Origin of the sequence: Achromobacter xylosoxidans (genome assembly GCF_002192695.1) — a bacterium.
GTDB lineage: Bacteria > Pseudomonadota > Gammaproteobacteria > Burkholderiales > Burkholderiaceae_B > Achromobacter > Achromobacter xylosoxidans_C.
Map to the genome: position 1 here is coordinate 99,265 of NZ_MTLG01000083.1, position 12,546 is coordinate 111,810.

The window sequence follows — 12,546 nt, forward strand, 5'->3', positions numbered from 1 at the left end:
AGTACCGATATGGCCATGCTGGACACCCCCGCTCCCGCCCCTTCCTTCGCCGCCGGCAAAGTCGCGGCTGGCGCCGCCGACGCCGCCACCGGCTACAAGCGCTTCGACCTCGGCGCGTTCACCTTCACCCGCGACGAGTACTTCGTCAAGGTGCACTGGCCTTCCAAGGGCCAGACGCGCACCCACGCCATCGCGGCCGACGCCTTCCTGCGGGCCTTGATGCGCGACGTGGCCTGGGGCTTCTTCTATGGCTGGGTCAACTTCGACCACGTGTTCGGCACCCGCAACCACTACGGCAAGGTCGACGTCTACGCCGGCTCGTTCAACGGCGTGATGAAGGCCGCGGGCGTGGACTACACGGAGACTTTCGACACGCCGCTCATCATGGCCACCTTCAAGGCCATGCTGCACGACTGGACCAACGAAGGCTTCGATCCGTTCGCCGCGCCCGAGGAAACCGGCTCCGCCTTTGGCCGCAAGCATGGCGACAACATCGCCGCCATCGAGCGCTCGCGCATCGCCACGCGGCGCATGCCGGGCCTGCCGGAAGACTCGCCGCTGCGCGACGACCTGCCGGTCAACCGGGCCTTCGCCGACGTGACCCAGGATGAGCCGCAGATCCAGGCCGAACCGGGCTACGAAGGCGCGCTGCACGCGTTCAGCCTGTTCAAGTACCTGTCGCGCTCGGACGTGACCTGGAACCCCTCGGTCACTTCCGTCTGCGGCGCCAGCCTGTTCTGCCCCACCACCGAGGAATTCATCCTGCCGGTGTTCCACGGCAACGACCGCGTCGAATGGTTCCTGCAGCTGTCCGACGAGATCGTCTGGGACATCGGCGACAAGGACACCGGCGCGCCGCGCGCCCGCGTCACCATGCGCGCCGGCGACATCTGCGCCATGCCCGCCGACATCCGCCACCAGGGCTATTCGACCAAGCGTTCGATGCTGCTGGTCTGGGAGAACGCCACCCCCGACCTGCCTCAGCGGTATGAAAGCGGCGAACTCGCGCCCTACCCGGTCGAGTTCTGAATCCGCCCCCCTTCCACTCATCACGTATCCAGAGCCATGCAGAACAAACTCTTTATCGACGGCCGCTTCGTGGACGCCGCCGCCGGCGGCACGATAGACGTGCTCAATCCGCACGACGCAACCCTCATCACCGCCATCGCCGCCGCCGAAGCCGAAGACGTGGACCGCGCCGTAGCCGCCGCGCAGCGCGCCTTTCCCGCCTGGTCGCGCATGGCGGCGGCCGAACGCGGACGCCTGCTGCTCAAGCTGGCCGACCTGATCGAAGCCAACGCGGAAGAACTGGCGCAGCTGGAAACGCTGGACACCGGCCATCCGATACGCGACACGCGCGGCCTGGACGTGCCGCGCACCGCGGGCTGCTTCCGCTACTTCGGCGGCATGGCCGACAAGCTGCAGGGCAGCGTCATCCCGGTGGAAGCGGGCTTCCTCAACTACGTGCAGCGCGCGCCCATCGGCGTGGTCGGCCAGATCGTGCCATGGAATTTCCCGCTGATGTTCACCAGCTGGAAGCTGGGCCCGGCGCTGGCCGCTGGCAACACGGTGGTGCTCAAACCCTCTGAACTGACGCCGCTGTCGACCCTGCGCATCGCCGAGCTGATGGCCCAGGCGGGCTTCCCGGAAGGCGTGGTGAACATGGTCCCCGGCTACGGCCACACCGCGGGCCAACGGCTGGCGGAACATCCCGACGTGGGCAAGATCGCCTTTACGGGATCCACCGCCACCGGCCGCCGCATCGTGCAAGCGTCCCAGGGCAATCTCAAGCGCGTGCAGCTGGAACTGGGCGGCAAGGGCGCCAACATCGTGTTCGACGACGCCAACCTCGACGCCGCCATCAACGGCGCGGCCTGGGCCATCTTCCACAACCAGGGCCAGGCCTGCATCGCGGGCTCGCGGCTGATGCTGCATGAAAAAATCGCCGACGCGTTCCTCGATCGCTTCACGGCGCTGGCGAACTCCATCCGCCTGGGCGACCCGCGCTCGCCCGACACCGAAATGGGTCCGCTGACCTCGGCCCAGCACCGCGACAAGGTCCTGTCCTACACGGGTATCGCCGCCGAACAGGGCGCGCGCCTGCTGGCCGGCGGCAAGGCGCCCGGCGGCGAACTGGCCCGCGGCTACTACGTCGCGCCCACCATCGTCGAAGCCCGGCCCCAGGACCGCGTCGCGCAGGAAGAAGTCTTCGGCCCCTTCGTCACGGTGCTGCGCTTTGGCAGCGACGAGGAAGCGCTCGCCATCGCCAACGCCACCGACTACGGCCTGGGCAGCGGCCTGTGGACGCGCGACCTGGCGCGCGCCCACAAGATGGCCGGCGCCATCCACGCCGGCATGTGCTGGATCAACTGCTACAAGCGCGTCAATCCCGGCAGTCCGTTCGGCGGCGTGGGCCAGTCGGGCTACGGACGCGAGATGGGCTTCGAAGCCATGCATGACTACACTGAGGCCAGGTCCGTGTGGGTCAATGTGGACGCCGCCGTGCCGCCGCATTTCAAGCGCTGAGGAGCCGCCATGAACCCTGCCATGCCGAACGCCGAAACCGCCCTGACCGACACGGTCGCCGCCGCCTTCGCCCAGACGCCGGATCCCAGGCTGCGCCAGCTGATGCAGTCCCTGGTGCGGCATCTGCACGCCTTCGTTGCCGACGTCGAGCCCACCGAGGCCGAATGGATGGCCGCGATCCGGTTCCTGACCGAGACCGGCCAGATCTGTGACGGCGCGGTGCGGCAGGAGTTCATCCTGCTGTCCGACACGCTGGGCGTGTCCATGCTGGTGGACGCCATCAACCACCGCAAGCCGGGCCAGGCCACCGAGAGCACGGTGTTCGGCCCGTTCTACATCGCCGGCATGCCCGACCGCGCGCCGGGCGAGGACATGGCGCAAACGCCGGGCGAGCCCGCGCTGGTGCACGGGACCGTGCGCGACACCGAAGGCCGGCCGTTGGCCGGCGCGGTGCTCGACGTGTGGCAGACGGCCGCCAATGGCATGTACTCGGGCCAGGATCGGGACCAGCCGCAAGGCAATCTGCGCGGCCGCTACCGCAGCGGCGAGGACGGCAGTTTCGCCATCCGCACCATCCTGCCCGTGTCCTATCCGATCCCGGGCGACGGTCCCGTCGGCCGCATGATGGCGGCGACCGGCCGGCACATCTTCCGGCCCGCGCACCTGCATTTCATGATCGACGCGCCGGGACACCAGCGGCTCGTCACCCATCTGTTCAATGCCGGCGATCCGTATCTCGCGTCGGACGCGGTGTTCGGCGTGAAGCCATCGCTGGTGCTGCAATACGGCCGGCAGGGCGCGGACTCGCCGCTGGGCCGGCGCTACGGATTCGAGTCGGACTTCCTCGAGGGGCGCTATGACTTCGTGCTGCCCCGCGCTTGAACACGCGGCCGGGGCGGCGTTGTGCCGGGTCGAGGACATTCCGGATGGCGGCTCCCTGACGGTGCGGATCGACGCGCGGCCGGTGATCCTGCTGCGGCGGGGCGCAACGGTCTGGGGTTACCAAAACCGTTGCCCGCACTTCTCCGTCACGCTGGACGCGGCCCACGGCGCCGTCCTCACCTATGAGGCCCAGGTGCTGATGTGCGCGCATCATTCGGCCCTGTTCCGCTTCGAGGACGGGCTCTGCATCGAAGGCCCCTGCCAGGGCGCGGCGTTGGATCCGCAACCGCTGCGCGTGGCCGCCGGCCAGGTCTACGCGGCGGACTCGAAGCCGCCCAGCGCGCTGGCCAGGTTGGGCCCCAGGTCGTCCGACAGGTAGCCGCCTTCCTGCACCAGCACCGTGGGCAGGCCCAGCGCGGCCACCTGGGCCAGGATGGCCGCAAAGCCGCCGGTGGTCACGGCCAGCCCCTTGTAGGGATCCTTCTCGTGCGCGTCCAGCCCCAGCGCGACCACCAGCGCGCCCGGCGCAAAGGCCTGGATTTCCAGGCAGACCCGCCGCAACGCGGCCAGATAGCCTGCGTCGCCGGTGCCGACGGGCAAGGGGCGGTTGATGTTGTAGCCCAGCCCGTCGCCCGCGCCGGTCTCGTGCGCATGGCCCACGAAGAACGGCGTGGTGTTGTAGGCGTCCGCGTGCAGCGACACCGTCAGCACGTCCGGGCGGCGGTAGAAGATGCCCTGGGTGCCGTTGCCGTGGTGCACGTCCAGGTCCAGGATCGCGACGCGCTGATGCGCGCCCCGCAGGTACTGCGCGGCGATGGCCGTGTTGTTCAGGTAGCAGAAACCGTTGGCGCGTTCGGTATAGGCGTGGTGGCCGGGCGGGCGGCACAAGGCGTAGGCCGCGCGCTCGCCGTCCAGCACCAGCCGGGCGGCATGGGTGGCGCAATGCGCGGACCAGACCGCCGCTTCCCAGGTGCCGGCGCCTATCGGACACGCGGTATCGCCCATGTGATACCCCGCCAGGCCCACGATGTGTTCGGGATAGGCGCAGGGCTCGCCCGGAAAGGGATGCACATTCGCGATCACTTCGTCCGAAGCATCGGGCAGCTCGCGCCAGCGGGCGTGGGCCGTTTCCAGGAAGCGCAGATACTGCGGCGTGTGCACGGCGGCGCGCGGACCGGCGCCGTAATCGTCCGGCGCGATGATCTCGTGCCCGGCGTTGCGCGCCGCGGCCAGCAGGCGGGCGCCGCGTTCGGGCTGCTCGTTGCTGCGCTTGACCTTGCCGCGCGCGATGAAGAACTGGGGATCGTGGAGCTGATGCTTATCGCTGTGGACGACCTTCATGGTTTTGCCGTGCCCCTGGGCTTGTCGCCCGCCCCGCCATGCTGCGAGACGAACAGGTTGCGGACGTGCTGCCAGGCATCGTCCAGATGGACTTTCATGCAGGCCTGGGCGGCCTGTGCATCGCGCCGCGCCAAGGCGTCCAGGATGGGCTGGTGCGTGGCCGCCACCATCTCCGGATCCTGGTAGACGTTGTCGATCAGCGAAATGATCATGCGCATCTCGGTCTGGGTGCTGGAGAACAGACGCAGCAGATAGGCGTTGCCCGAGAGTTCGCAGATCAGGGTGTGAAAGCTCAGGTCCAGCTCGATGCGGCGGTGCTGTGGCGCGTCCGCGGCTTCGGCCATCATCAGCGCCAGCAGGTCCTTCAGGCGCGCCAGGCCGGCGGCGTCGGCATGCTGGCAGGCCGCTGCCACGGCGGTCAGTTCCAGGCTCAGGCGGACCTGGAACAGGTCGTCGACCTCGCGCACCGACATATCCCGCACGAAGAAGCCGCGGCGCGGCTTGGACACCAGGATGCCCTGGCGCTCCAGGCGGCGCGAGGCCTCGCGCACCGGCGCGCGGCTGATCGCCATCTGCCGCGCGATCTCGGCTTCCACCACGCGGCTGCCGGGCGGCAGGCGGCCCTGCACGATGGCCTGGGTGAGCCGGTCCTCGACCACGCCGACCAGGTCGGGAACATTGACGGATTCGAAGGGGCTGGCGGCGTCCGGAGTTGCGGGCATGGCGGGTTCTGTCTCGGTCTGGGGTAGGGAAATGCGGTAAGGCGTCAGCTATATAGCACCCCATTTTCGCTCAGCATATCAGTGTTACTGCTAACTGTCGACAGTTGACGATCGACGCATAATCCTTCGCATCCGGCCCGCCACCGCGGCCGAACTCACCAAGGACGCATGTATGGTCACTTCCCTCGACACCGCGCCGCAGTCCATGAGTGCGGCGGAGTGGCAGACCCGCCAGGATCTCGCCGCGTGCTATCGCCTGACGGCCCACTTCGGCATGGACGACAGCATCTACACCCATATCTCGGCGCGCGTGCCGGGCGAGGAAGGCGCGTTTCTGATCAACCCCTACGGCCACCTGTTCCGCGACATCAGCGCGGATTCGCTGGTCAAGGTCGGCATGGACGGCACCGCCGTCGCGCCCACCCCCTACGATGTGAACCCGGCCGGCTTCACCATCCACAGCGCCGTGCACATGGGACGCGCCGACGCGGGCTGCGTGCTGCACACCCACACCGTCGCGGGCGTGGCCGTGTCTTCGCTCGCCTGCGGCCTGCAGCCGGTGAACCAATGGGCGCTGCAGTTCTACAACCGGGTCGCCTACCACGAGTACGAGGGCATCGCCCTGGACCTGGAGGAGCGCGAGCGCCTGGTCGCCGACCTGGGCCAGCACAAGGCCATGATCCTGCGCAACCACGGCCTGCTCACGATCGGCGCCACGGTCGCCGAGGCCTTCATCCTCATGCTCAACCTGGACCGCGCCTGCCGCGTCCAGCTGGCGATCCAGGCCACCGGCCAGGCGACCTACCCGGTCAGTCCGCAGGTCAGCGAGAAGACCGCGCGGCAATACGCCAGCGGCGACACCAACCGCCTGCCCGGCGCCACCGATCCCAGCGAACGCGAATGGCGCGCGCTGCTCAAGCTGGTGACTCCCCCGTCCAGCGCTCCCGCCGCGCCGCGCGCCTGAACCGCGCGCGCCGCTCCATCTGCCGCTTCGCCCCACGACTCCAGGAGAACCTCATGAACCGTCGCGACTTTCTGATCGCCAGCGCCGCCACCGCTGGCTGGTGGAGCGGCAGCGCCGCCCTGCCCGCGTGGTCAGCCGCCGCCCGCAACGGCGTGCTGAACATCGCCGTGCAGCCGGAACCGTCCGGCCTCATGCTGGGCATCATCCAGAACGGCCCCACCCAGATGATCGGCGGCAATATCTACGAGGGCCTGCTGCGCTACGACGAAAAGCTGGAGCCCATGCCCGGCCTGGCGGCCTCCTGGACCGTGAACGACACGGCCACCGTGTACACCTTCAAGCTCAAGCAAGGCGTGCTGTGGCACGACGGCAAGCCCTTCAACGCGCACGACGTGGTGTTCAGCGTCGACCAGTTCCTGCGCAAGACCCATGCGCGCCTGCGCGCCGGCCTGGCTTTCGTGGACAGCATCAAGGCGTTGGACGAGCACACGGTGGAATTCCGCCTGCCGCGCCCTTTCGCCCCCTTCCTCGGGCTGTTCGAGGTCGGCACCATGCCCATGGTGCCGCGCCACATCTACGAAGGCACGGACTTCCAGGCCAACCCGGCCAACAACACGCCCATCGGCACCGGCCCCTACAAGTTCAAGGAATGGCGCCGCGGCTCGTACATCCAGCTGGTGCGCAACGAGCAATACCACGAGCCGGCCGTGCCCAACGTGGACACGCTGTACTTCCACGTGATTCCCGACGCGGCCTCGCGCTCGGCGGCATTCGAATCCGGCAAGCTGGACGTGCTGCCCGGCGGCACCGTCGAGTACTTCGACATCGCGCGCCTGAAGGGCCTGCCCAATGTGGAGATCACCACCAAGGGCTGGGAGTTCTTCGGCCCCCATTCCTTCATGTGGCTGAACAACCGCAACCCGGTGCTGGCCGACGTGCGGGTGCGCCGCGCCATCATGTACGCGCTGGACCGCGAGGCCATGCGCAACGTGGCCTGGTACGGCTTCGGCAAGGTGGCCACCGGCCCGTTCAACAGCACCGTGCGCTACCACACCGACCAGGTGACCAAGTATCCGCGCGACCTGGCCCGTGCCAGGCAACTGCTCAAGGAAGCCGGCTACAAGGGCCAGACCCTGCGCCTGCTGCCGCTGCCCTATGGCGAGACCTGGCAGCGCTTTGCCGAGATCGCGCGGCAGAACCTGGCCGAGGCTGGCATCAAACTGGAAATGACCGCCACCGACGTGGCCGGCTGGAGCGAAAAGACCGCCAACTGGGACTACGACATCGCCTTCTGCTACCTCTACCAGTACGGCGACGCCGCGCTGGGCGTGGCCCGCAACTACCTCACGTCGACCATCGCCAAGGGCTCGCCCTGGAACAACGTCGAGGGCTACAGCAATCCCAAGGTCGACGACTTGTTCGAACGCGGCTCGCGCGAAGCCGACCCCGAGGCGCGCCGCCGCCTGTACGAGGAAGTGCAGCGCGTGCTGGTGGACGAGGTGCCGGTGGCCTGGCTGCTCGAGCTGCAGTTCCCCACCCTGTACCGCAACAACATCAAGAACCTGATCAATTCAGGCATAGGCTTGAACGACAGCCTGGCGCGCGCCAAGCTGGCCTGAACGCGGCCGCAAGCACAGGGGGAACGCCATGAAGAAACTCGCCTACCTGATGCGCCGCGTGGTCCAGGGCCTGCTGGTGCTGGCCCTGATCGCGGTCATCAATTTCCTGCTCATCCGCGCCGCGCCCGGCGACCCCGCCACCGTCATGGCGGGCGAAGCCGGCGCGGCCGACGAGGTCTTCATGGCGCAGCTGCGCGAACGCTTCGGGCTCGACCAGCCGCTGCCGCAGCAGTTGGCGAATTACCTGGGCCACGCCGCGCGGCTGGACCTGGGCGATTCCTACCGGCAGCAGCGGCCGGTGATGAGCCTGATCGCCGAACGCCTGCCGGCCACGCTGCTGCTGACCATGACGGCCTTCGTCGTCTCCCTGACCGCGGGGGTGGCGCTGGGCGCCTGGACCAGCGCGCGCGCCGGGACCTGGCTGGACAGCCTGGTCAGCACGCTGTCCATGCTGTTCTACGCCACGCCGCTGTTCTGGCTGGCGTTGATGGCGGTGCTGCTGTTTTCCGTGAAGCTGGAATGGCTGCCGGGCTTCGGCTTCGAGACCGTGGGCGCGGGCTATTCGGGCCTGGCGCGGGCGGCGGACATCGCGCGCCACCTGGCGCTGCCCGCGGCCACGCTGGCGCTCTTCTACATGGCGGTCTATGCGCGCATGACACGCACGTCCATGCTGGAAGTGGCGCAGATGGACTTCATCAAGACCGCGCGCGCCAAGGGCCTGTCGCCGCGCCGCATCCAGCGCCACCACATCCTGCGCAACGCGCTGCTGCCCGTCATCACCCTGGCCGGCATCCAGGCGGGTTCCATGGTGGGCGGCACCGTGCTGATCGAAACCGTGTTCGCCTGGCCCGGCATCGGCCGCCTGATGTTCGATGCGCTGGTGCAGCGCGACTACAACCTGCTGCTGGGCACCTTCCTGATCACTGCCGCACTCGCCGTGGCGTTCAACATCGTCACCGACCTGCTCTACACGTTGGCCGACCCGAGGATAGAACTGCAATGAACAACGGATTCTGGCGGCGCTTTCGCCGCAACAAGGGCGCCCTGGCCGGACTGGCCGTGATGGCCGCGGTGCTGCTGCTGGCGCTGGCCGCGCCGCTGATCGCGGCGCACGATCCCTGGGCCATGGTGCAGCGCCCGTTCCTGCCGCCGCTGGACATGGCCAGCCTGCCCTTCGGCACCGACACCATGGGCCGCGACATAGGCTCCGGCCTGGCCTACGGCGCGCGCGTGTCGCTGCTGATCGGCCTGGTCTCCACGCTGGCCGGCCTGTTGATCGGCGTATCGGTGGGCGCCCTGGCCGGCTACTACGGCGGCTGGATCGACAGCGGCCTGATGCGCTTTACCGAACTGTTCCAGGCCATCCCCAGCTTTGCCCTGGCCATCGTGCTGGTGGCGATCTTCCAACCTTCGGTGGGTTCCATCGTCACCGCCATCGCGCTGGTCTCGTGGCCGCCGGTGGCGCGCCTGGTGCGCGGCGAATTCCTGACGCTGCGCCACCGCGACTTCGTGCATGCGGCGCACCTGGCGGGCGAATCCAATCTGCGCATCATCGTCACCCAGATCCTGCCCAACGCCGCCGCGCCCATCGTGGTCATGGGCTCGCTCATGGTGGCCACCGCCATCCTGCTGGAATCCAGCCTGAGCTTCATGGGCCTGGGCGACCCCAACGTCATGAGCTGGGGCTACATGATAGGCGCGGCCCGCACCGCCTTGCGCCAAGCCTGGTGGATCAGCCTGTTCCCGGGCGTGGCCATTCTGCTGACCGTGCTGGCGCTGAACCTGGTGGGCGAAGGCCTGAGCGACGGCCTGAACACCCGCCTGGACGCAAGGAGCCGCGCATGACGCCCACGCCCCCATTGCTGGACATTCGCGGGCTGAGCATCCGGCTGCCCGCCGGCGCCGACCGCGCCCTGGCCGTCCGAGAAGCTTGCCTGTCCGTCGCGGCCGGCGAAACGCTGTGCATCGTGGGCGAGAGCGGCTCCGGCAAATCCATGATCGCCAATGCGGTCATGGGCTTGCTGCCGCAGCCGCTGGTGGCGCCCGTGGCCGGCAGCATCGCCTTCCAGGGCCAGGACCTGCTGGCCCTGCAGGAGCCGCAATGGCGCACGCTGCGCGGCAACCGCATCGGCATGATCTTCCAGGACCCGATGTCGGCGCTCAATCCGGTCATGCGCATCGGCGAGCAGCTCGAAGAGGCGCTGGACGCGCACCTGACGCTCGCGCCCGCCGAGAAGCGCGCCCGCATCCTCGCGGCGCTGCGCGACGTGCGTCTGCCCGATCCCGAAGGCATCGCCGCCAGCTACCCCGGCCGGCTGTCGGGCGGACAACGCCAGCGCGTCATGATCGCCTGCGCGCTGATGCTGGAGCCCGCCCTGCTGATCGCCGACGAGCCCACCACCGCGCTGGACGTCACTACCCAGGCGCAGATCCTGGAACTGATCCGCGACCTGCAGGCCAGGCAAGGCACGGCGGTGCTGTTCATCACCCATGACTTCGGCGTCGTATCGCAGATCGCGGACCGGGTTGCCGTCATGCGGACGGGCGAGATCGTCGAGGCCGGCGACGCCGCCGGCGTCCTGGGCAACCCGCAACACGACTACACCCGCAAGCTGATCGCCGCCATCCCGCACGGCGTGCCGGCGACCGGCAGCGCCGCGCAACCGCAACCGGTGCTGCTGGACGTGCGCGACTTGCGCAAGACCTATGTATCCGGCGGCGGGCTGTTGCGGCGCGGCCGCGAAACCGCCGCCATGCGCGGCATCAGCTTCACCCTGCAGCGCGGCGAGGTGCTGGGCCTGGTGGGCGAATCCGGCTCCGGCAAGTCCACCCTGGGCCGCTGCATCGCCGGCCTGCTGGCGCAGGATGGCGGGGAAATCCTCTTCAACGGCCAGACGCGCGGCGCGCGGCCAGCGCCGGGCCGCGTGCAGATGGTGTTCCAGGACCCGCAGGCCTCGCTCAATCCGCGCCACACGGTGGGCCGCTCGATCATGGCCGGGCCGCTGGCGCAAGGCATGGCATTGCCGCGCGCCCGCGAGCGCGCGGCCGAACTGCTGCAGCTGGTCGGCCTGAGTCCGGATGCCGCCCAGCGCTATCCGCATGAATTCTCCGGCGGCCAGCGCCAGCGCATCGGCATCGCGCGCGCGCTGGCTTCGGAACCCGAACTGATCGTGGCGGACGAACCCGTCTCCGCGCTGGACGTGTCGGTGCAGGCCCAGGTGCTGGAGCTGTTCGCCAGCGTGCGCCGGCAGTTCCAGCTGAGCATGCTGTTCGTGACCCACGACCTGCGCGTGGCGGCGCAGATGTGCGACCGCATCGCCGTCATGCAGCAAGGCCGCATCATCGAATGCGGCCCCGCAGCCGAGGTCATCCGCAGCCCCGGCCAGGCCTACACGCGTGAACTGGTGCAGGCGGTGCCGGACTTCGCCAGCATCGTATCCGGACGGGCGCGGCTGACCGGCATCACACAATTGGAGGCCGCGGCATGAGCGCGCCATTCTCCCCCGCCATGGCCGCCGACCGGCCGCCCCGCATCGCGCTGCTGAGCCGGGTGCTGGACATGCGCTACCTGGCGCCCGCGTTCCAGGCCCTGCGGCCCGACATCGAATGGCGCACGGCGGACGACCTGGGCGACCCGGCCCGGATCGACGCGGCCGTCTGCTGGCTGCCCCCCGCCGGACTGCTGGGCACGCTCCCCAACCTGCGCCTGATCCAGTCAATAGGCGCAGGCGTCGACCACATCTACGCCGATCCCGCCGTGCCACGCCAGGTGCCGGTATGCCGCGTGTCCGAGGCCGGCATGACCGCGGGCATGAGCAGCTATGTCGCCTGGGCCGTGATCAACCACCACCGGCACTTTCCCGACTACGTGCGCAATTGCGCCGCAGGCATCTGGCGCGAAAGCCCCATCGTGCCGCCGTCGGAGCACCGCGTCGCCATCGCGGGACTGGGCCGGCTGGGCCTGGCCGCGGCCAGCGCGCTCTCGGCCCTGGGCTACCGCGTATCGGGCTGGAGCCGCACGCCCAAGCCCGAGCTGCCCGCCGGCATCACCGGCCATCACGGCGCGCACGGCCTGCCGGCGCTGCTGGCGGAGGCCGACACGCTGGTCTGCCTGCTGCCCCTGACGGACGAGACCCGCGGCTTCCTGGGCGCGGCCACTTTCGCGCAATTGCCGCGCGGCGCCCACGTCGTCAACGCGGGCCGCGGCGAACATCTGGATCCGGACGCGCTGCTGGCGGCGCTGGACAGCGGCCAGCTTGCCTACGCCACGCTGGACGCCACGCCGCAGGAACCCTTGCCGGCCGAACACGCGCTATGGCGCCATGGCAAGGTACTCGTCACGCCGCACATCGCCACCCGCACGCCGGCCGCGGCCATCGCCCGCCAGACCCTTGAGAATCTGAAGACGGTGCTGGAGGGCCGGCGGCCCGATACCTGCGCCGACGCAGCCTTGGGCTATTGACGGAAAGGTTGACGCCGCCCGCGACAGTTG

Annotated in this window: 12 protein-coding genes; 10 read left to right on the forward strand and 2 right to left on the reverse strand. The window is 69.1% G+C overall.

Annotation, left to right across the window (positions count from 1 at the left end):
- The first annotated feature begins 9 nt into the window (after window positions 1–9).
- From BRO63_RS19730 to BRO63_RS19745, 4 genes are read left to right on the forward strand one after another with little or no spacing between them, the layout of a single operon-like run.
- Entirely contained in the window at window positions 10–1,029 is a 1,020-nt protein-coding gene (locus tag BRO63_RS19730) for a hydroxyquinol 1,2-dioxygenase (RefSeq protein ID WP_088141424.1), read from the forward strand.
- 36 nt (window positions 1,030–1,065) lie between these two features.
- Entirely contained in the window at window positions 1,066–2,526 is a 1,461-nt protein-coding gene (locus tag BRO63_RS19735; RefSeq protein ID WP_088141425.1) for an aldehyde dehydrogenase family protein, read from the forward strand.
- A gap of 9 nt (window positions 2,527–2,535) precedes the next feature.
- The gene (locus tag BRO63_RS19740; RefSeq protein WP_088141426.1) at window positions 2,536–3,408 is read left to right on the forward strand and encodes an intradiol ring-cleavage dioxygenase; all 873 of its coding nucleotides are present in this window, start codon (window positions 2,536–2,538) and stop codon (window positions 3,406–3,408) included.
- Complete coding sequence (locus tag BRO63_RS19745) at window positions 3,383–3,787, forward strand: Rieske (2Fe-2S) protein (RefSeq protein WP_088141427.1); 405 nt, start codon at window positions 3,383–3,385, stop codon at window positions 3,785–3,787. Before BRO63_RS19740 ends, BRO63_RS19745 begins: the two co-directional genes overlap by 26 nt.
- Here the strand turns inward: BRO63_RS19745 and BRO63_RS19750 are convergent.
- Window positions 3,721–4,749 carry a histone deacetylase family protein gene (locus BRO63_RS19750; RefSeq protein WP_088141428.1) on the reverse strand — a complete coding sequence of 343 codons (1,029 nt, stop codon included), beginning with the start codon at window positions 4,747–4,749 and terminating at the stop codon, window positions 3,721–3,723. The two genes, BRO63_RS19745 and BRO63_RS19750, sit on opposite strands and share 67 nt — an antisense overlap.
- Window positions 4,746–5,471 (reverse strand): GntR family transcriptional regulator, encoded by a 726-nt coding sequence (locus BRO63_RS19755; protein WP_088141429.1) that lies wholly within the window; start codon window positions 5,469–5,471, stop codon window positions 4,746–4,748. Before BRO63_RS19755 ends, BRO63_RS19750 begins: the two co-directional genes overlap by 4 nt.
- 172 nt (window positions 5,472–5,643) lie before the next feature.
- Between BRO63_RS19755 and BRO63_RS19760 the strand changes: the two genes are divergently transcribed.
- The 6 genes from BRO63_RS19760 to BRO63_RS19785 are packed head-to-tail and all read left to right on the forward strand — an operon-like array spanning window position 5,644 to window position 12,516.
- Complete coding sequence (locus tag BRO63_RS19760) at window positions 5,644–6,435, forward strand: class II aldolase/adducin family protein (protein WP_256943359.1); 792 nt, start codon at window positions 5,644–5,646, stop codon at window positions 6,433–6,435.
- Window positions 6,436–6,488: 53 nt separating this feature from the next.
- A complete protein-coding gene (locus BRO63_RS19765; RefSeq protein ID WP_088141430.1) occupies window positions 6,489–8,054 on the forward strand; it encodes an ABC transporter substrate-binding protein in 1,566 nt (521 codons plus the stop codon).
- Window positions 8,055–8,082: 28 nt separating this feature from the next.
- On the forward strand, window positions 8,083–9,057 hold the full coding sequence (locus tag BRO63_RS19770) for an ABC transporter permease (protein ID WP_088141431.1): 975 nt from the start codon (window positions 8,083–8,085) through the stop codon (window positions 9,055–9,057).
- Window positions 9,054–9,899 (forward strand): ABC transporter permease, encoded by an 846-nt coding sequence (locus BRO63_RS19775; RefSeq protein ID WP_088141432.1) that lies wholly within the window; start codon window positions 9,054–9,056, stop codon window positions 9,897–9,899. Before BRO63_RS19770 ends, BRO63_RS19775 begins: the two co-directional genes overlap by 4 nt.
- A complete protein-coding gene (locus BRO63_RS19780; RefSeq protein ID WP_088141433.1) occupies window positions 9,896–11,542 on the forward strand; it encodes an ABC transporter ATP-binding protein in 1,647 nt (548 codons plus the stop codon). The genes BRO63_RS19775 and BRO63_RS19780 overlap by 4 nt, the downstream gene beginning before the upstream one ends.
- Complete coding sequence (locus BRO63_RS19785; protein ID WP_256943360.1) at window positions 11,539–12,516, forward strand: 2-hydroxyacid dehydrogenase; 978 nt, start codon at window positions 11,539–11,541, stop codon at window positions 12,514–12,516. Before BRO63_RS19780 ends, BRO63_RS19785 begins: the two co-directional genes overlap by 4 nt.
- The last annotated feature ends 30 nt before the right edge of the window (window positions 12,517–12,546 follow it).

What these genes read in the sequence shown, in the direction of transcription:
- BRO63_RS19730 (WP_088141424.1), top strand. Translation starts at nt 10, where the DNA reads ATGGCCATGCTGGACACCCCCGCTCCCGCCCCTTCCTTCGCCGCCGGC.
- BRO63_RS19735 (WP_088141425.1), top strand. Translation starts at nt 1,066, where the DNA reads ATGCAGAACAAACTCTTTATCGACGGCCGCTTCGTGGACGCCGCCGCC.
- BRO63_RS19740 (WP_088141426.1), top strand. Translation starts at nt 2,536, where the DNA reads ATGAACCCTGCCATGCCGAACGCCGAAACCGCCCTGACCGACACGGTC.
- BRO63_RS19745 (WP_088141427.1), top strand. Translation starts at nt 3,383, where the DNA reads ATGACTTCGTGCTGCCCCGCGCTTGAACACGCGGCCGGGGCGGCGTTG.
- BRO63_RS19750 (WP_088141428.1), bottom strand. Translation starts at nt 4,749, where the DNA reads ATGAAGGTCGTCCACAGCGATAAGCATCAGCTCCACGATCCCCAGTTC.
- BRO63_RS19755 (WP_088141429.1), bottom strand. Translation starts at nt 5,471, where the DNA reads ATGCCCGCAACTCCGGACGCCGCCAGCCCCTTCGAATCCGTCAATGTT.
- BRO63_RS19760 (WP_256943359.1), top strand. Translation starts at nt 5,644, where the DNA reads ATGGTCACTTCCCTCGACACCGCGCCGCAGTCCATGAGTGCGGCGGAG.
- BRO63_RS19765 (WP_088141430.1), top strand. Translation starts at nt 6,489, where the DNA reads ATGAACCGTCGCGACTTTCTGATCGCCAGCGCCGCCACCGCTGGCTGG.
- BRO63_RS19770 (WP_088141431.1), top strand. Translation starts at nt 8,083, where the DNA reads ATGAAGAAACTCGCCTACCTGATGCGCCGCGTGGTCCAGGGCCTGCTG.
- BRO63_RS19775 (WP_088141432.1), top strand. Translation starts at nt 9,054, where the DNA reads ATGAACAACGGATTCTGGCGGCGCTTTCGCCGCAACAAGGGCGCCCTG.
- BRO63_RS19780 (WP_088141433.1), top strand. Translation starts at nt 9,896, where the DNA reads ATGACGCCCACGCCCCCATTGCTGGACATTCGCGGGCTGAGCATCCGG.
- BRO63_RS19785 (WP_256943360.1), top strand. Translation starts at nt 11,539, where the DNA reads ATGAGCGCGCCATTCTCCCCCGCCATGGCCGCCGACCGGCCGCCCCGC.